This window comes from Allobosea sp. P5_A5, assembly GCF_056400625.1.
The window spans coordinates 422,059-438,525 of record NZ_JBFUKY010000002.1 but is presented as its reverse complement, the minus strand read 5'-3'; the positions used below and the strand labels follow the sequence as shown (position 1 = coordinate 438,525).

General features: G+C 66.1%; 18 protein-coding genes. 8 read left to right on the top strand and 10 right to left on the bottom strand.

The genetic code is table 11. The features are described from left to right. Positions 1-118 precede the first annotated feature (118 nt). Positions 119-1,507 carry an FAD-binding oxidoreductase gene (locus AC1DR6_RS05705; RefSeq protein WP_476828449.1) on the bottom strand — a complete coding sequence of 463 codons (1,389 nt, stop codon included), beginning with the start codon at positions 1,505-1,507 and terminating at the stop codon, positions 119-121. Positions 1,508-1,756: 249 nt separating this feature from the next. On the opposite strand from AC1DR6_RS05705, the gene AC1DR6_RS05700 reads away from it, so the two are divergent. Continuing rightward, complete coding sequence (locus AC1DR6_RS05700) at positions 1,757-2,323, top strand: thioesterase family protein (protein ID WP_476828212.1); 567 nt, start codon at positions 1,757-1,759, stop codon at positions 2,321-2,323. Positions 2,324-2,457: 134 nt separating this feature from the next. On the opposite strand, the gene AC1DR6_RS05695 is transcribed toward AC1DR6_RS05700, so the two are convergent. After that, positions 2,458-3,084 (bottom strand): class I SAM-dependent methyltransferase, encoded by a 627-nt coding sequence (locus AC1DR6_RS05695; RefSeq protein WP_476828448.1) that lies wholly within the window; start codon positions 3,082-3,084, stop codon positions 2,458-2,460. A gap of 38 nt (positions 3,085-3,122) precedes the next feature. Next, entirely contained in the window at positions 3,123-4,373 is a 1,251-nt protein-coding gene (locus AC1DR6_RS05690; protein WP_476828211.1) for a BtaA family protein, read from the bottom strand. Positions 4,374-4,582: 209 nt separating this feature from the next. Here AC1DR6_RS05690 and msrB point away from each other — a divergent pair, with 209 nt between their 5' ends. The 4 genes from msrB (at position 4,583) to AC1DR6_RS05670 (ending at position 8,904) form a co-directional block, all read left to right on the top strand. Continuing rightward, the gene (gene msrB, locus AC1DR6_RS05685) at positions 4,583-5,020 is read left to right on the top strand and encodes a peptide-methionine (R)-S-oxide reductase MsrB (RefSeq protein WP_476828210.1); all 438 of its coding nucleotides are present in this window, start codon (positions 4,583-4,585) and stop codon (positions 5,018-5,020) included. 233 nt (positions 5,021-5,253) lie between these two features. Continuing rightward, positions 5,254-7,632 (top strand): ATP-dependent helicase, encoded by a 2,379-nt coding sequence (locus AC1DR6_RS05680; protein WP_476828447.1) that lies wholly within the window; start codon positions 5,254-5,256, stop codon positions 7,630-7,632. Between the two features lie 63 nt (positions 7,633-7,695). Continuing rightward, entirely contained in the window at positions 7,696-8,280 is a 585-nt protein-coding gene (locus AC1DR6_RS05675) for a TetR/AcrR family transcriptional regulator (RefSeq protein ID WP_476828209.1), read from the top strand. A gap of 138 nt (positions 8,281-8,418) precedes the next feature. After that, entirely contained in the window at positions 8,419-8,904 is a 486-nt protein-coding gene (locus tag AC1DR6_RS05670) for a hypothetical protein (RefSeq protein ID WP_476828208.1), read from the top strand. A 24-nt stretch (positions 8,905-8,928) separates the two neighbouring features. Here AC1DR6_RS05670 and AC1DR6_RS05665 read toward each other — a convergent pair whose 3' ends face one another. Next, positions 8,929-9,348 carry a winged helix-turn-helix transcriptional regulator gene (locus AC1DR6_RS05665; protein WP_476828207.1) on the bottom strand — a complete coding sequence of 140 codons (420 nt, stop codon included), beginning with the start codon at positions 9,346-9,348 and terminating at the stop codon, positions 8,929-8,931. Positions 9,349-9,449: 101 nt separating this feature from the next. Between AC1DR6_RS05665 and AC1DR6_RS05660 the strand changes: the two genes are divergently transcribed. Further along, complete coding sequence (locus tag AC1DR6_RS05660) at positions 9,450-10,205, top strand: SDR family oxidoreductase (RefSeq protein WP_476828206.1); 756 nt, start codon at positions 9,450-9,452, stop codon at positions 10,203-10,205. Positions 10,206-10,217: 12 nt separating this feature from the next. Here AC1DR6_RS05660 and AC1DR6_RS05655 read toward each other — a convergent pair whose 3' ends face one another. Then, positions 10,218-10,610, bottom strand: coding sequence for a VOC family protein (locus tag AC1DR6_RS05655; protein ID WP_476828205.1), 393 nt, complete (start codon positions 10,608-10,610; stop codon positions 10,218-10,220). A gap of 124 nt (positions 10,611-10,734) precedes the next feature. Here AC1DR6_RS05655 and AC1DR6_RS05650 point away from each other — a divergent pair, with 124 nt between their 5' ends. Beyond that, positions 10,735-11,682 carry a 50S ribosomal protein L11 methyltransferase gene (locus AC1DR6_RS05650; protein WP_476828204.1) on the top strand — a complete coding sequence of 316 codons (948 nt, stop codon included), beginning with the start codon at positions 10,735-10,737 and terminating at the stop codon, positions 11,680-11,682. Positions 11,683-11,763: 81 nt separating this feature from the next. Here the strand turns inward: AC1DR6_RS05650 and AC1DR6_RS05645 are convergent, their stop codons facing one another. Continuing rightward, on the bottom strand, positions 11,764-11,892 hold the full coding sequence (locus AC1DR6_RS05645) for a hypothetical protein (protein WP_476828203.1): 129 nt from the start codon (positions 11,890-11,892) through the stop codon (positions 11,764-11,766). A gap of 66 nt (positions 11,893-11,958) precedes the next feature. Beyond that, entirely contained in the window at positions 11,959-12,189 is a 231-nt protein-coding gene (locus tag AC1DR6_RS05640) for a hypothetical protein (RefSeq protein WP_476828202.1), read from the bottom strand. A gap of 307 nt (positions 12,190-12,496) precedes the next feature. Between AC1DR6_RS05640 and AC1DR6_RS05635 the strand changes: the two genes are divergently transcribed. Next, complete coding sequence (locus tag AC1DR6_RS05635; protein ID WP_476828201.1) at positions 12,497-14,332, top strand: aminopeptidase P family protein; 1,836 nt, start codon at positions 12,497-12,499, stop codon at positions 14,330-14,332. Between the two features lie 169 nt (positions 14,333-14,501). Here the strand turns inward: AC1DR6_RS05635 and AC1DR6_RS05630 are convergent, their stop codons facing one another. From AC1DR6_RS05630 to AC1DR6_RS05620, 3 genes are read right to left on the bottom strand one after another with little or no spacing between them, the layout of a single operon-like run. After that, positions 14,502-14,801: an AzlD family protein gene (locus AC1DR6_RS05630; protein WP_476828200.1), complete on the bottom strand. Its 300-nt coding sequence runs from the start codon at positions 14,799-14,801 to the stop codon at positions 14,502-14,504. Further along, on the bottom strand, positions 14,798-15,520 hold the full coding sequence (locus AC1DR6_RS05625) for an AzlC family ABC transporter permease (RefSeq protein ID WP_476828199.1): 723 nt from the start codon (positions 15,518-15,520) through the stop codon (positions 14,798-14,800). Before AC1DR6_RS05625 ends, AC1DR6_RS05630 begins: the two co-directional genes overlap by 4 nt. A 22-nt stretch (positions 15,521-15,542) precedes the next feature. Next, the gene (locus AC1DR6_RS05620; protein WP_476828198.1) at positions 15,543-16,406 is read right to left on the bottom strand and encodes an AraC family ligand binding domain-containing protein; all 864 of its coding nucleotides are present in this window, start codon (positions 16,404-16,406) and stop codon (positions 15,543-15,545) included. Between the last annotated feature and the right edge of the window lie 61 nt (positions 16,407-16,467).

Below are 16,467 nucleotides of genomic sequence, written 5' to 3'. Positions count from 1 at the left end.
AGCCGCGCGAGACCCGCCATCCCTGCAAATGACGGCAAGTCATGGTGAGAGCACGACATTTCGGGCAAGCGCAGGCTAGGCGCAAGCCGTTATCGCATGGCGGTGAGCATCCGCGGTGTCACAACACCACGATCTTGCCGGGATTGAGGATGTTCTGGGGGTCGAGCGCGCGCTTGATCGTGCGCATCACCGCCATCGCCTCGGCCCCGTGTTCCAGCTCGAGATACTTGATCTTCTTCTGGCCGACGCCGTGCTCGCCGGTGCAGGTGCCGCCCATCGCCAGCGCCCGCTTGACCAGCCTGTCGATGAAGCCCTGCACGCGCGCCACCTCGTCGGGATCGTTCAGGTCGAGCAGCGGCTGCGTATGAAAATTACCGTCGCCGACATGGCCTGCGATCGGCGCGATCAGCCCGGTCGCCTCGATGTCGCGCTTCGTCTCCTCGACGCATTCGGCGAGTTCGGAGATCGGCACGCAGACATCGGTCGCCAGCGTATCCGCGCCGGGGCGCAACGCGCGTCCAGCCCAATAACCGTTATGCCGCGCCTCCCACAGCCGGGTGCGGTCCTCAGCCTTGGTCGCCCAGTCGAACGGCCCGCCGCCATGGTCGGTCGCAATTTCGCCGAAGCGCTCGGACTGCTCCTTCACCCAAGCCTCGGTGCCGTGGAACTCCACGAACAGCATCGGCGTCTCCGGCAGGCCGAGCTTGGAATGCAGGTTGAAGCCCTTGATCATCACCTCGTCGAGTAATTCGATCCGCGCCACCGGAATGCCGGTCTGGATCGTCATGATCGCGGTGTCGCAGGCGGCCTTGATCGAGGGGAACGGGCAGACGCCGGCGGCGATCGCTTCCGGAATGCCGTGCAGCTTCACCGTTACTTCGGTGATGATGCCGAGCGTGCCTTCCGAGCCGACGAGCAGGCGGGTCAGGTCATAGCCGGCCGAGGTCTTGCGCGCCCGTGTCGAGGTCTGGATGATCGAGCCATCGGCCATCACGGCCTTCAGCGCCAGCACATTATCCTTCATCGTGCCGTAGCGGACGGCATTTGTGCCCGACGCCCGCGTCGCCGCCATGCCGCCGATCGAGGCATCCGCACCGGGGTCGATCGGGAACATCAGGCCCTGATCGCGCAGATGCTCGTTCAGCTCCTTGCGCGTGACGCCGGCCTCGACCACGACATCGAGATCAGCGGCATGAACCGCGACGATCCGCTTCATCTGCGACAGGTCGATGCAGACGCCGCCATGGATCGCGTTGACATGCCCTTCCAGCGACGTGCCCGTGCCGAAGGCGATGACCGGCACGCCATGGCCGGCGCAAAGCTTCACGATTTCGGCCACTTCTTCCGTACTCTGCGGAAAGACAACCGCGTCGGGCGGCAGGTTCGGGATCCAGGTGAGGGTATGGCCATGCTGCTGGCGCACCGCGAGGCTGGTGATGAGGCGATTGCCGAAACGGGCGGCCAGCGCTTGTATCACGGCCTCGATCGCAGCCTTCGGTGGCGGCATGGCGGCAGTAGTGGAGGGCTCGTGAAGCGCGGCGGCAGGGAGGCTCATCGTGATTATGTCCGGTGCTGGAGCTCGAATCGGGAGCGGCTTCGTTACACGGCTGCCACAGGTCTCGCCCATGCATTTCCCATGCGGAATGGACGGCTGACGCCGCAGCGATTTGATGCATAGTAGAGCAAGCGATGCGGGAATGGGCAGCGGATTTTCAGCTGCCCGCCTTGAACCAGACGCCCGGCCGGGAGGCGACCGATGAAGACGGAGACACGCGCCCCGGCGCTCTTCTTTGCGCCATTCGTATCCTCGGTGATGCGGGTCGAGCCGCAGTGGATCGACTATAACGGCCACCTCAACATGGCCTATTATCATGTGCTGTTCGACCGGGCCGTGGACGAGGTTTTCTCGCTGGTCGGGCTGTCGCGCGATTATGTCGAGACGCGCCACGGCTCGACCTTCACCGCCGAATGCCACATTCTCTACAAACGCGAGCTGACCGAGGGCGATCTGGTGCGGATCACGGCGCAGCTCATCGCGTTCGACGACAAGCGCCTGCACTACTATTTGGAGATGCGCCACGCCCATGAGGGTTGGCTCGCCGCGACGAGCGAGAACATGGCGCTCCATGTCGATATGCTCAACCGCAAGGTCGTTCCCTTCCCGCCCGACATCCTCGCCAACCTGGCTCTAATGAAGGCGGCCCATACCCGCATGGCCCTGCCGGCCACCATCGGCCGCATCATCGGCATGCCGGAAAAGACGGCCATCGAGGTGGGCGAGCGCGAAATGGCCGATGCGGACGACGGTAAAACACGGCATTAGGGCCCCGTGCCGAGCCGTCATTGCGAGCGTAGCGAAGCAATCCAGAGGGACTGGGGAAGCGGCCATCTGGTCCCCCTGGATTGCTTCGTCGCTGCGCTCCTCACAATGACGCTGGTTTGTCTCATACCGATGGCCTATCCGGCCCTTTTCACCACCGCCCGCACCGCATAACCGCGAAACGGCCTCTCGATCTGACAAGTCGCCCCGGCCTGCGCGGCCATCGCCCGCATCACCGCCGGCAGATCCTCCCTCGGCGTGACATGGAACAGCGCGAGCCAGCGCCGCAGCACCCCCTTGAACGCCGGAGGCAAACCGGCCTGATCGCCGAAATCGACGACATGCAGCGAGCCGCCCGGCGAAAGCCTGTTGATCGCCTCCGCGACGACAGCCTGCCAGGGCGGGATCATCGACAGGGCATAGGAGATCACGATGCGGTCGAAGCCAGCGCGTCCAAACAGCGTCTGCGGGTCGAAATCCGTCGCGTCGGCCTGCGCCAGCCTGATGCGGCCGGCAAGCCCGGACCGCGCCACGGAAGCCTCAGCCGTCTCCAGCATGACGTTGGACACGTCGAGCCCGAAGCACGCGCAGTGCGGATAGCGCCGCGCGATGCCGATCAGGTTTCGCCCCGTACCGCAGCCTATTTCAAGGATCGCATCGCCGGATTTCGGATCGAGGCCTGCGATGAGTTCGTCACGGCCCAGCAGGTAGAATTTCCGGCTGGCATCGTAGATGTGGCGCTGGTGCCGATAGATGCGGTCCATCAGACCGGCAGCGGCTCCGCCGCCGGCCTCGGCAGCGCTCACGCGCTGGCCTCCGGCAATACATAAAGGTGAAAGCCGCCATAGATCGCCGAGCGATCCTGCCGGCATAGCTCACGGCTCTGCTCCTCGCGGTAGTGCCACTGGTCGAGGATCGCGGCCGGCACGCGGCCCGGCAGCAGCCGTTCGTCGGCGGCGGTGCGGAAGATCACGCGGGCGCCCGGCCGGGCGGTGCGCGTGATCTGCGTCCACAGCGCCGTCAGCTCGGCGTCGTTCATCCAGTCCTGCGCGTCGAGCAGCACATAGGCGTCGCAGCTCTTGGCGGGCTGATCCTCCAGAACCGTCGTGATCGAGCCCTGTCGATAGGCGACCGCGCCGGCACGGGCCTTCACCGTCTCGAAATTCTCAAGCTGAAGATAGGGCGGCAACGCCGCATCAGGACCCTCGGCATAACGACGGCCGAAAGCCTGCTGCGCGAAGTAGTTCTCCTTCAGGTCGAAATCGCAGGCGAGCCGCTCGAACCGGAGCCTCAAGGCGCCGAGAATTCCGTCCTCGCCATCGGCGGCGAGCGCCTTGTACTGCGCAGGCGGTATGCCGAGGCCGTAGAGCGAGGCCGGCTGCCGCACGAGCCAACGCACCAGCCTGCGCTCGAAGATCGGCGCCAGATGCTTCTCGTAGAGTGCCCGCTGCTCGGTCAGATCGCGAGCCGCCAGCATCGCCTTCAGATCGGCGCCGAGCAGCCGTGCCAGCACATGGCCAGTGCCGATGAACCGTCCCAGCAACCCGTAGCGATAGAAGCCGTTGGCGAAGAGGTTGATCCGGCGGCGACGGTTCAGCCCCCGCCCTTCCCAGTAGCCGCGTGAGACGGCGTCGAGATGCGGCGCGACCTCACGATCGTAGAGCGCGACGTTCTCACGCCGATCGGCCCGGCCGAAGAAGCGCAGGAATGCGTCGTGCTGCAGCCGCGCCAGCGCCGCGAGCTTGAGCTTGCCGAGAGCGATATGGGCGCCGTTGAGGTCGACCGCGCTGACGCGGATCGGCGCGGCCGTCAGATAGGACAGCACATTGCAGGAGCCGGACGCGATCGCCACCACATGGTCGTCCGGCCTCAAGGCCAGCGCCTTCATGTCGACGACCGGGTCCTCCCAGATCTGCGGATAGACCAGCCCCGAAAAGGCCCGCGTGAACAGCCATTCGAGCAGCCCCGCCTTGGAAAGCGGTTTGCTGCGCTGGACCGCGATGCTCAAGCCGAGCGTCGTCGCCTGTCGAACCGTCCGTGCCGTCTGCGCCACTGCTGGCCTCCTCGGGTGAAGGTGGCGAGCCGCCTAGAGGATGCGCATGACGGTGCGGTGACGGGGCGCATGATCCTGGCCCGGTCCCATCTTCGTGAAGCGGCGAAAAGCGCGAAGGGGCTGAAATCTTCGACACGAATCGCCATATCCCGCGCAGCGACAACGACGATGCCGGTAGCGCTGCTGCCGCATCGATGGAGGAGATCGACATGGGTTTGAGCAGCTTGTTCGGCGCCGAGCGGAAGCCTGAGGAGACGTTCCCGTTCCAGCTGACCGATGCGGAATGGCGCGCGCGGCTGACGCCGGAGCAGTACCAGATCCTGCGCGGCCACGGCACGGAGCGGGCCGGGTCCTGCGCACTGAATTACGAGAAGCGTGCCGGCACCTTCTCCTGCGTCGGCTGCGGCCAGAAGCTGTTCAAATCGGGCAAGAAATTTGAAAGCGGCACCGGCTGGCCGAGCTTCGATGCGCCGCTCGAAGGCGCGGTCGAGACCAGCGAGGACCGCAAGTTCGGCATGTCCCGCACCGAGGTGCATTGTGCCAATTGCGGCGGCCATCTCGGCCACGTCTTCTCGGACGGTCCCCCGCCCACCGGCCTGCGCTACTGCATCAATGGCGCGGTGATGGATTTCGAGCCCGAGGCCTAGGAGTTCTATTCGTGCGTCATGGTCGGCCTTGTGCCGGCCATCGCTGGTCGAAGGTGGTGTCCAAGACATGGATGCTCGCCGCAAAGGCGAGCGTGACGGCAGGGGCGTCACGACCTGTAGAAAATGCTGCCGACAGCGCGCAATCTCGCCGCCCTCGTCCTATATTGCGATGAGAACGAATCACGCACGAGTAGCGCCGCCCCTTGTCCGAATATGACACCACATCGGCCCCGATGCCCCGCCCCGGCGGTCTCGCTTCCCGCGCGGCCGCACAGCCTGCGGCTGGCTATCTCAACGGGCTGAATCCGGAGCAGCGTCAGGCGGTCGAGGCGACGGACGGGCCTGTGCTGGTGCTCGCCGGCGCGGGCACTGGCAAGACCCGCGTGCTCACCACCCGCATCGGCCATCTGATCTCGACCGGCCGCGCCTATCCCTCGCAGATCCTCTCGGTGACCTTCACCAACAAGGCGGCGCGCGAGATGAAGGAGCGCGTCGCCCATCTCGTCGGGCCGGTCGCCGAGGGCATGCCCTGGCTCGGCACCTTCCACTCGATCTCGGCCAAGCTGCTGCGCCGCCATGCCGAGCTGCTCGATCTGCGCAGCGACTTCACCATCCTCGACACCGATGACCAGATCCGCCTGATGAAGCAGGTGATCCAGGCCGAGGGCATCGACGAAAAGCGTTGGCCCGGCCGCATGCTGGCGGGCTTTATCGACTCCTGGAAAAACCGGGGGCTCGCCCCCAAGGACGTGCCGGCGGGCGAGGCGGCGGTCTTCGGCGGCGGCAAGGGCGGCAAGCTCTATGCCGCCTATCAGGCGCGGCTGCTGGCGCTAAATGCGGTCGATTTCGGCGATCTGCTGCTGCATTGCCTGACGCTCTTCCGGGGGCATCCGGATGTGCTGCAGACCTATCACGAGCGCTTCCGCTACATCCTCGTCGACGAGTATCAGGACACCAACACGGCTCAGTATCTCTGGCTGCGCCTGCTGGCTCAGGGGCGCCGCAACATTTGCTGCGTCGGTGACGACGACCAGTCGATCTATGGCTGGCGCGGCGCCGAGGTCGACAACATCCTGCGCTTCGACCACGATTTTCCGGGCGCGACTGTGATCCGGCTGGAACGCAATTACCGCTCGACCGGGCACATCCTCGCCACCGCCTCCAAGCTCATCGCCCGCAATGAAGGCCGCCTCGGCAAGACCCTGCGGACCGAGGGCGAGGCCGGCGAGAAGGTGACGATCACCGGCGCTTGGGACAGCCAGGAGGAGGCGCGTCTGCTCTCCGACGAGATCGAGGCGATGCAGTCCAAAGGCCATGACCTCGGTGAGGTCGCGGTGCTGGTGCGCATCTCCGCCCAGATGCGCGAGATCGAGGAGCGCTTCGTCCAGGCCGGCGTGCCCTATCGCGTCATCGGCGGCCCGCGTTTCTACGAGCGCGCCGAAATCCGCGATGCGCTGGCCTATCTGCGCTGCGTGGTCTCGCAGACCGACGACCTCGCCTTCGAGCGCATCGTCAACCAGCCCAAGCGCGGACTTGGCGACGCGACGATCCAGCTCCTGCACAACCATGCCCGCGCCACGCAGCTTTCGCTGCTGCAATCGGCCCGTGCCGCGGTGGAAAGCGACGAGCTGAAGCCGAAGGCCCGCACCTCGCTGCGCGAACTGGTCGATGCTTTCGGGCGCTGGTCGGCCCGCGCCGAGCATATGCCACAGGGCGAGCTCGCCGAGTTGGTGCTGGAGGAGAGCGGCTACACCGAAATGTGGAAGAAGGACCGCTCGGCCGACGCTGCCGGGCGGCTGGAAAACCTCAAGGAACTCGTGCGTTCGCTCGACGAGTTTCCCGACCTGCCGTCCTTCCTCGAGCACGTCTCGCTGGTGATGGATGTCGCGGACGGCGACGCCGCACGACGCGTCTCGATCATGACGCTGCATGCCGCCAAGGGGCTGGAATTCGACACCGTCTTCCTGCCCGGCTGGGAGGAAGGCCTGTTTCCAAGCCAGCGCGCGCTCGACGAGAACGGCCGCGCCGGGCTGGAAGAGGAACGCCGCCTCGCCCATGTCGGGCTGACGCGAGCCCGCAAGAAGCTGAAGCTCTATTTCGCCTCGAACCGCCGCATCCACGGCCTCTGGCAGACCAGCCTGCCCTCGCGCTTCATCGACGAATTGCCCGAGGAGCATGTCGAGATCGAGCAGGCACCGACCGCCTATGGTGGCCAGGGCAGCTACGGCGCCTCCCGCTTCGACCGGATGGAAAGCTTCGGCTCCAGCTATAACACGCCGGGCTGGCAGCGCGCGCAGGAGAACCGCGCCCGTAACGGCGGGGGCAGCGGCGGCGGCAATGGTGGCGGCAGCGGCTTCTCGGAAAACGGCCAGGGCTTCGGTTCGGGCAACGGCTTCGGCGGCGGCTCCCGCCAGCGCGGCCCGCTGCTGATCGACGGCGAGCTGACGGCCAAATCATCCGGCGAGTCGAGCTACGACACCGGCGCCCGCGTCTTCCACGTCAAATTCGGCCCCGGCTCGGTCGCCAGCGTCGACGGCAACAAGCTCACGGTCGATTTCGACAAGGCTGGACGCAAGATGGTGCTGGACTCATTCGTGCAGGCGACGGGGTAACTCCCTTCGCCGCCTGAGGCGATCTCGCCTTGACGACCTACTTACTAGTAGGTAGAAGGATGCATGGCCGCTTCAGCGACGACATCAGATGAAATCCTGCGCTCTGCGCGCTCTCTGCTAATAGAGGGCGGCTATAACGGCTTCAGTTATGCCGACATCGCCAAAGTCGTCGGCATCCGCAATGCGAGCATCCACCATCACTTTCCGAGCAAGTCCGATCTCGTCCGCACGCTCGTCGCGCGATACCGGGAGGAGGCAGCCGCCGGGATTGCCGCGCTCGACCGCCAGATCCCTGATCCGGCCCAGCAATTGCGCGCCTATACGGGCTATTGGGAAGCCTGCATCGCCGATGCGAGCGCGCCATTCTGCCTTTGCGCACTCCTCGCGAGCCAGATCCCGGTGCTCCCGCAGGACATCGTCATCGAGGTCCGGGCGCATTTCCGCACTCTGTCCGCCTGGTTGACCTCGGTTCTCGAGCGCGGCGCTAGACAGGGCAGCCTGCATTTCACCGGCACGGCCGAGGCCGAGGCGGAGGGCTTCATGGCAAGCGTCCACGGCGCGATGCTCTCGGCCCGCGCCTATGGCGATCCCAAAATATTCGGCACCGTCATCCATCCGCTCCTGCAGCGCCTGAAAGCACCACAGTGAAGCGGGTTCTGGCCCGAGGGCAAAGCGATTTACACATCGTACCTACCGACTAGTAGATAGGTAAAGTAGCGTTCTGAACCCAAGCCTACCCTTTAGACACGCCGACTCCTGACAACCTCCTTTCAAGAAGGCACTCCCATGTTCGGAATTTCATCGCTCGGCTGGGTGCACACGCTTGGCAGCCTGCCGGCCATCCCGGCGGCAGCCTATATGTTCGCGGTCCATGGCCGGATCGTGCCGCGCTCGAAAGCAGGCACGGTCTATCTGGTTGCGATGCTGGTCGGCGCCGCGACGGTTTTCCTCGTCGCGCATCAGCCGGTCAGTTACGGCATCGGCGCGGTGACGCTCCTGCTGCTCGCGATCGGCTATACCGCCGACCGGCTGCCGGTCTCGCGTCGGGCGGCGCGGTATATCGAAACGATCACTCTCAGCGTGACGGCGTTCCTGCTCATGCTGCCGACCGTGACCGAAATCCTGCGTCGTGTTCCGGACGGCCACCCCTTCGTCACCGACCTGAAATCCCCGCTCCTTCTCGGCGCGCAGGGCGGCATCCTCGCAGCGCTGGTCATCGGATTGACCGTCCAGGTCACCGCCTTGCGGAGGCGAGGTACGGCCTCCGCATAAGGCCATAGCGCTTCGGCAAGCGCCTTATGCCCGCTCCTCCCGCCCCCGAAACGCCGCCCGCGCTGCCATCACCTGGGCATGGTAGGTCTCAGCCCACAGCCATACACCGCAGAAGGCGGCGCTGAGCTCCCGTCCCAGTTCGGTCAGCGTGTAATCGACATGGGGCGGAATGACGGGGTGGACGGTGCGGGTGACGAGCCCGTCGCGTTCCATCTCCCGCAGCGTGTTCGTCAGCATCTTCTGGCTGATGCCGTCGACCACCCGGCCGATCCGGCTGAAGCGCAGGGTGCCGTGCTCCTCCAGAGCCTCCAGCACAAGCATCGTCCATTTGTCGGCAACCTGCGCGATCACCTGCCGCACCAGCGACTCAACCGCGGGGCTGACGGCCGGCAGCGCGTCGTAATTCGCGTGAACGGCCTCCACCGCATTCCGTATCACCCGCATCGCACACTCTCCTTTTGGTGCGTATGGCACTTTCAAGCGCCTACTTTCGCTGGAAGAGTAACAGCGCCATCTGCCTCCATGCAACAGCGAGAGACTGCGCGATGAACATCACCGGCAATACCATCCTGATCACCGGCGGCGGCTCCGGCATCGGCCGAGGCTTGGCCGAAGCGCTTCACGCCAAGGGCAACAAGGTCATCGTCGCAGGGCGCCGTCAGGCCGCGCTCGATGCGGTGACGGCTGCCAATCCCGGCATCGAATCCCTGACACTGGACATTCAGGACGCGGCCGACATCCTGCGCTTCGCCAGCGCGGCGATCAGGCGCTTCCCGGCGCTCAATGCTGTGATCCAGAATGCCGGCATGATGAAGCCGGAAACCGTTTCCGCCAGCGAGGGCCTCGCCATCGCAGAGGAGACGATCGCGACGAATCTGCTCGGCCCGATCCGCCTGACGAGCGCGCTGCTGCCGCATCTCCTCAGGCAGCCCCGCGCAACGATCCTGACCGTCTCATCCGGCCTGGCCTTCGTGCCGCTGGCCGCGACCCCGACCTATTCAGCGACCAAGGCTGCGATCCATTCCTGGTCCCTCTCGCTGCGCCACCAGCTCGCGGGTACCTCGACAGAGGTGATCGAGATCGCCCCGCCCTATGTTCAAACAGAACTGCTCGGTCCGCACCAGGCGATCGATCCGGCTGCGATGCCGCTTGCGGATTTCATCTCGGAGGTGATGACGACCCTGGAGACCCAGCCTGATGCGACCGAGGTCATCGTCGAGCGCTGCAAGCCGCTACGACTGGCGGAGGCAAGCGGCAGCTTCGCGCAGGTCTTCGCCGGGCTGAACGCTCGGCACGGCTGACGGAAACCCCTCTCATTCGTCCCGATGGCAGCAAACGCAAAGCTTGTTGCCATCGGGATCGCGGATATAGGCGCCGTAATAGGCCGGATGGTAATGGCTGCGAAGGCCAGGCGGCCCTTCGCAGACCCCGCCATGAGCCAGCGCGGCAGCATGGCAACGATCGACCACCGCCCGGCTTTCAGCGAGGAAGGCGGTCATCGCGCCGTTTCCCGGCGCGGCCGAGGCGCCGTCGAAAGGACGCATCAGGATGAAGAGCGGGCGCTCGGCGTCGGTCGGTTGCCAGCCGACCATGCCCGCCGCCTCATCGCGAAACCGAAGCCGCACGCCGAGCGCCGTAAAAAGCGCCGCATAGAAGGCTTCGGCGCGCGGGAGATCGTTGGTCCCGATCGTGACATGCGAAAACATGGCCTAGCCTTTCCATCAGCCGGCCGAAGCCACGGCCGGTACGCCGATGGGATAGCCTTCTTCGCCGGCACGCAAGCGGGCCGAGCCCGATGACAACCGCCCGCGGCCCTGCTAATCGCTGCCGATGCGCGAAGGCCTGCTGCCCGCGACGGTCGCGACCGTCCTCGAACTTTCCACCTCGGGCGACAAGGCCCGTGCCCTGACCGAGTTGCTTGGCGAGGTCTTCGACCCGACCGAGACCGCGATCTCGTCTTTCGAGGTCGAGGACGGCGTCACGACGCTTTCGCTCAACGCACCTTGGAAGGTCGAGATCTATTTTGCGGCCCATCCGGACGAGGAAGCGGTGCGCGACATGCTGCGGCCCATCGTCGGCGAGATGGTCGATCAGACACCGTTCACCAAGGTGAACACGAAGGACTGGGTTGCCGCCAGCCTCGACGGGCTGAAGCCCGTACGGGCCGGGCGCGTCCTTGTCCACGGCGCCCATGATCGCGGCAGCGTGCGCATCAACGACGTCGCCATCGAGATCGAGGCGGCTCTCGCCTTCGGCACCGGCCATCATGGGACCACGGCGGGCTGCCTGCTCGCGCTCGATGCCGAGCTGAAGAAGCGCCGCCCGCGCCACGGGCTCGATGTCGGCACCGGAACCGGCATTCTGGCGCTGGCCCTGGCCAAGCAGATCAAGCGGAAGGTCGTCGCGGGCGATATCGACGCCGTGGCGGTCGAGGTCTCCGCCCACAATGCCCGTCTCAACCACGCGCCGCAGGCGCTCGATCTCTACGTCGCGCCCGGCGTCCGTCATGCCAAGGCCGCGCGGCCGGGGCGCTTCGACCTCGTCTTCGCCAATATTCTGGCAGGTCCGTTGAAGCGGCTTGCTCCGCACCTCGCGCGCGTGCTGTCACCAAACGGAACGCTCATCCTGTCAGGCCTGCTGGCGATGGACGCGCCGGGTATCGTCTCCGCCTACCGGCACCAGGGCGTCTATCTGTCGAGCCACTCGCTGCGCGAGGGCTGGGCCACGCTGGTCATGAAAAAAGGCGGCGCAGCCCCGAGGCCGCGTCGCCCTGCGTGATCCCCGGCACCTGGATCGTATCGGATCGCCGTGACCGCGCCCAAAAGGACGCGCGGCGATCCAGGCGCGGGATCGTTACTTTCAGAAGCCGAGCGGGCCGTACTTCGCCTCGGCTTCGGCCTGCAGGCTGCGGGCATCATGCCATACGGCGACGGTGAACTTGACGGCGTCGGCGACCTGTTCGGCGATCTGCTTGACGATAGCGATCATGATCATTGTCCTTTCGGCATCCCGGGCGCGAGGCGCCGCCGGGAGTGCGTTCAGCGGTTGCGGGATTCAGCGATCGAACGGGAGCGGTTGGATGCTCGAGAGCGTGAACGGAATGCCGCCCAACACGATCCCGGCTTCGTTCACGAGCAGATGGCGCGCGCGCAATTCGCGCTCCGCGCTGCGCAGGCGGCTTTTCACCACGGCAGCGTAAAAGCGTGAAAGAAGACCCGGCGTTTGCGACGCCTGTCGCGTTGCCTCGGCCATCACAGGCACAGGCAGGATATCGGCGTTGTTCAATACGTAAGTCATGGGTCCATCCCGAAAAACGAACGACAGTCCCGGTCGCTTCCTCGTTCTCTTATGCCAACCAAGATAGGCGCATCTCGCACATGCGAGAAGAATGTTTCGCAGATGCGAGATATGCGCCCAATGCATGAAAAGTCGGGATATCCGTTAAGATTTGCGCTCAACGCATATCGAAGAGGCAGAATGCCGCCTAATTCGGCACCGGCCCATCATCGTTTGCGCAAGCCCGGCGCACGGTTTCAGGCTGGCGTCGGTCATCCCAAGGCGCGAGGATACACAGCGCTCCCTGGATGATGCCATGACCGATTCGACTGCCCCCGCCTGCCGCTTTCAATCCTTCTCCGAGCCCAGCGATCCGGCGCATGTCGCCGGCCGGGTCGCCGCGCTGCGCCAGGCGCTCGCGGCCCGAGGGCTGGCTGGCTTCATCATCCCGCGCGCCGACGAGCATCAAGGCGAATATGTCCCGGCCCACATGGCCCGCCTCGCCTGGCTGACCGGGTTCACCGGCTCCGCCGGCTATGCGGTGGTGCTGGCCGACAAGGCCGCGCTGATCGTCGACGGGCGCTACACGCTTCAATCGGCGGCGCAGACCGACGCCGCCGTGGTCACTCCGGTGCGCATGGAAGAAACGCCGCTGGAGCGCTGGATCGAACGGAATCTGCCCGCCGGAGGGCAGCTCGGCTACGATCCCTGGCTGCACACGGTCGATGGCGTCGCAAAACTGGAGAAAGCGGTGGCCGCGGCGGGCGGCAGCCTGGTTTCGGTGGCGCCCAATCCGATCGACGCGCTCTGGAGCGACCGCCCGGCTCCGCCGACGGCCCCGGTCAAAGCGCATCGAGCCGATTATGCCGGTGAGGACACCGCCGCCAAGCTCGGCCGCATCCAGAGGGCGCTGGCAGAGGCGAAGGTCGACGCGCTCGTCGTCTCCGACCCGCATGCCCTGGCCTGGGTCTTCAACATCCGTGGCGGCGATGTCGAGCACACTCCGCTCCCGCTCGGCTATGCCATCGTGCCGCGTGAGGGGCGGCCCACGGTCTTCCTCGCCCCCGAAAAGATCACCAACGAAGCCGGCGACGCGATCGGCGCCGTCGGCGAGATCGCTCCCCCCGCCGCGCTCGAACAGCATTTGAAGAGGTTGGGCGAGGCCAAGGCCAAGGTCAGGCTCGATGCGGCGACGGGCGCGGCGGCACTCGCCACGATCATCGCCGAGGCCGGCGGTATCCCGGACGCCGGAGCCGATCCGATCGCACTGATGAAGGCGCGCAAGAACGAAGCGGAGCTTGCCGGCACCCGCGCCGCCCATCTGCGCGATGGCGCCGCGATGACGAACTACCTGTCCTGGCTTGCGCGCGAGGCACCTAAAGGCAGGCTCACCGAGATCGACGCCGTCGCCGCCCTCGAGCAGGAGCGCCTGCGGACCGGTCTGCTCAAGGACGTGTCCTTCACGACCATCGCGGGCGCCGGTCCCAACGCCGCCCTGCCCCATTATCGCGTCACCGAGAACAGCAACCGAAAACTCGAACCCGGCATCTTCCTGGTCGATTCCGGCGCGCAATACGAGGACGGCACCACCGACATCACCCGCACCATCGCCATCGGCGAGCCGACGGCGGAGATGCGCGACCGCTACACGCGCGTGCTCAAAGGCCATGTCGCGATCTCGCGGCTGGTCTTCGCCAAGGGCGCGTCAGGCGCTCAGCTGGACGCCTTCGCGCGCCTGCCGCTCTGGCAGGGCGGCTTCGACTTCGACCATGGCACCGGCCATGGCGTCGGCAGCTATCTCTCGGTGCATGAGGGTCCGCAGCGGCTCTCCAAGCTCGGCACCACGCCGCTGGAGCCGGGTATGATCCTCTCCAACGAGCCCGGCTACTACAAGGAAGGCCATTACGGCATCCGCATCGAGAACCTGATCGTGGTCGAGGAGCGTCAGATTCCTGGAGCCGAGCGGACGATCTACGGCTTCGAGACGATCACCTGGTGCCCCTATGAGCGGGCTCTGATCGACCCCAGCATTCTCGACAACGGCGAGATCGCCTGGATCGACGGCTATCACGCCACGGTTCTGGAGAAGATCGGTCCACGGGTCGAGGGCGAGGCAAAGGCCTGGCTGGAGGCGGCCTGCCGGCCGTTGTGAAGAGCGCGGTCTTACCTCGTCATTGCGAGCGCAGCGAAGCAATCCAGAACGGAAGCGCCCGACGTCCTCCTAGATTGGTTCGTCGCTTTGCTCCTCGCAATGACGGAGGGGGCGCGGCGACCCCTCATCCGTTTTGCCCGTCCTTCTCCCTCTCGGGAAAGGGCGCTGGTCACATCACCGCCCTGAACGCCACCACAGCCGCTACACCGACCGCCACCACCCCCAGCAGCGGCAGTCGTGTCGCAGCCAGCGCCGTAATGGCGGCCGCCGCGGTTTCGGCCCACCCGGTCGCCAGCGCGCTCGGCGCGATCACCGCGACGAGCACGGCGGGCGGGATCGCATCGAAAGCGGACTGCGCCCGTGGCGAGAGGTTCAGCCGCCCCACCAGCGCCAGCCCGGCGACGCGCGTCGCATAGGTCACGATCGCCATCCCGAGGAACGCGAGCAGATTGATCGGATCGACGCTCACGGCCCGGCCTCATCGATCACGATAGGCTGCGCCTGCCGCGCATCGCCCGCAGCCATCCACGCCGCCCCGAGCCCACAAAGCGCGCCGGCGGCGACATGCCAGGGTGGCCCCGCCAGCCGATAGGTCACGGCCGAGGCGATCCCCGCCGCCGCGACCGTCCAAAGCGTCACCCGCCCCTTCCAGAACGCGGCGACCAGCGCGATGAACAGCGCTGTGAAGGCGAAATCCGCGCCCAGCCGCTTGGGATCGCCCAGCACGGCGCCGATGGCCGCCCCCAGCGTCGCGGTCGCCATCCAGTTCGCGACGAAGGGCACGACCATCGCGAACCAATAGGCCGGCGTCAGCTTGCGAGTGCGCGCCCGCTTCTCGGCCAGCGCCCAATTCTCGTCGGCCATGTAATAGAGGCCGAGAAGCCTCTGCCAGCGGCTGAAACCATGGAGCTTTGGCGCCAGCGAGGCGCCCATCAGGACGTGGCGGGCATTGATCAGCAATGTCGAGAACACCAGCGCGGCGATGGGCGCGGGCGCAGCCCAGAGCTCGATGGCGGCGAATTGCGCCCCGCCCGCAAAGACCATCGCGCTCATCAGGAAGACTTCGAGCGGCGAGAGCCCCTTGCTCGCCGCCACGGCGCCGAACAAAAGCCCGATCGGCGCGGCCGCGACCGCTGCCGGCCAGATATCGCCCAGGCCGCGCCTGACATCGTCTCGCATTGTCGACATGGAAACTCTCTTGAAAACCGTCTCAGCCGGCATGCGCCGCGCGGAAGGCGCCGGGCGTCACGCCAAGCCGGGCCTTGAAGGCGCGCGTCAGGTGCGGCTGGTCGCAGAAGCCCGTCGCCGCCGCGACCTGGCTTGGCGCCTCGCCGCGCCGCAGCTTTTCGCGCGCCCGTCGGACGCGGACATCGACGAGGTAGGCATGTGGCGTCAGCCCGGTTTCCTGCCGGAAGGCGCGGATCAGATGATGGCGCGGAAGCCCGGCGAGCCGCGCCAGATCGGCGAGCGCGAGCTCCTCGTCATAACGCTCCTCGATCATGCGCCGGACCCGCGCGACGGGGCCGCTCTCACATCTGACGGGCAGCACCGTGAGATCGGCATGGCGCGCCAGAATCTGTCCGTAGGCGCGCAGCAACCCCTCCTCCCCGGCGAGCGCATCCGTGCCCTCTTCCAGCCGCCGATGCGCAGCACCGAACAAAGCCGCACCCTCGGGATCATTCACCACAGGCTCGCGAAAGAACGGCGTCCCGATTCTCTCTCGCCCCGTCAGCGACGCCGCAAGTTCGCGCATCAGTTCGATGGTCGGGTAGCTCATTCGGTAGCGATAGCCGCCCTCGCTCGGCGCCCCGTCATGGACATCGAGCGGGTGGTTCAGCACGATGTCGCCGGGCCCCGCATAGAGCTTCCGTCCGCGCGCATGCCAGATCTCGCAGCCCTGCTCGATCGTACCGATCGCATAGGTGTCATGAGCATGGGGCGCATAGGCATGGGTGCGGAAGGTCGCCGCTAGGAATTCAAGTCCGTCGAAGCGGCGCGCCGCGAACAGATGCGCGCTCTCCCCTGCTTTCAGCGGGGCATTCAGCAAGGCGTATTCCTGCGTGATCGACTGCATGAGGCGAGGTTAGCGCAGAAGCCCGGCGCCCTGTCTTGAAGAAAAGTGATGACCGCCATCG

What these genes read in the sequence shown, in the direction of transcription:
- AC1DR6_RS05695 (WP_476828448.1), bottom strand. Translation starts at nt 3,084, where the DNA reads ATGGACCGCATCTATCGGCACCAGCGCCACATCTACGATGCCAGCCGG.
- AC1DR6_RS05620 (WP_476828198.1), bottom strand. Translation starts at nt 16,406, where the DNA reads ATGCAGTCGATCACGCAGGAATACGCCTTGCTGAATGCCCCGCTGAAA.
- AC1DR6_RS05650 (WP_476828204.1), top strand. Translation starts at nt 10,735, where the DNA reads ATGCGCGAAGGCCTGCTGCCCGCGACGGTCGCGACCGTCCTCGAACTT.
- msrB (WP_476828210.1), top strand. Translation starts at nt 4,583, where the DNA reads ATGGGTTTGAGCAGCTTGTTCGGCGCCGAGCGGAAGCCTGAGGAGACG.
- AC1DR6_RS05680 (WP_476828447.1), top strand. Translation starts at nt 5,254, where the DNA reads ATGCCCCGCCCCGGCGGTCTCGCTTCCCGCGCGGCCGCACAGCCTGCG.
- AC1DR6_RS05675 (WP_476828209.1), top strand. Translation starts at nt 7,696, where the DNA reads ATGGCCGCTTCAGCGACGACATCAGATGAAATCCTGCGCTCTGCGCGC.
- AC1DR6_RS05625 (WP_476828199.1), bottom strand. Translation starts at nt 15,520, where the DNA reads ATGTCGACAATGCGAGACGATGTCAGGCGCGGCCTGGGCGATATCTGG.
- AC1DR6_RS05655 (WP_476828205.1), bottom strand. Translation starts at nt 10,610, where the DNA reads ATGTTTTCGCATGTCACGATCGGGACCAACGATCTCCCGCGCGCCGAA.
- AC1DR6_RS05705 (WP_476828449.1), bottom strand. Translation starts at nt 1,507, where the DNA reads ATGCCGCCACCGAAGGCTGCGATCGAGGCCGTGATACAAGCGCTGGCC.
- AC1DR6_RS05645 (WP_476828203.1), bottom strand. Translation starts at nt 11,892, where the DNA reads ATGATCGCTATCGTCAAGCAGATCGCCGAACAGGTCGCCGACGCCGTC.
- AC1DR6_RS05665 (WP_476828207.1), bottom strand. Translation starts at nt 9,348, where the DNA reads ATGCGGGTGATACGGAATGCGGTGGAGGCCGTTCACGCGAATTACGAC.
- AC1DR6_RS05635 (WP_476828201.1), top strand. Translation starts at nt 12,497, where the DNA reads ATGACCGATTCGACTGCCCCCGCCTGCCGCTTTCAATCCTTCTCCGAG.
- AC1DR6_RS05670 (WP_476828208.1), top strand. Translation starts at nt 8,419, where the DNA reads ATGTTCGGAATTTCATCGCTCGGCTGGGTGCACACGCTTGGCAGCCTG.
- AC1DR6_RS05660 (WP_476828206.1), top strand. Translation starts at nt 9,450, where the DNA reads ATGAACATCACCGGCAATACCATCCTGATCACCGGCGGCGGCTCCGGC.
- AC1DR6_RS05700 (WP_476828212.1), top strand. Translation starts at nt 1,757, where the DNA reads ATGAAGACGGAGACACGCGCCCCGGCGCTCTTCTTTGCGCCATTCGTA.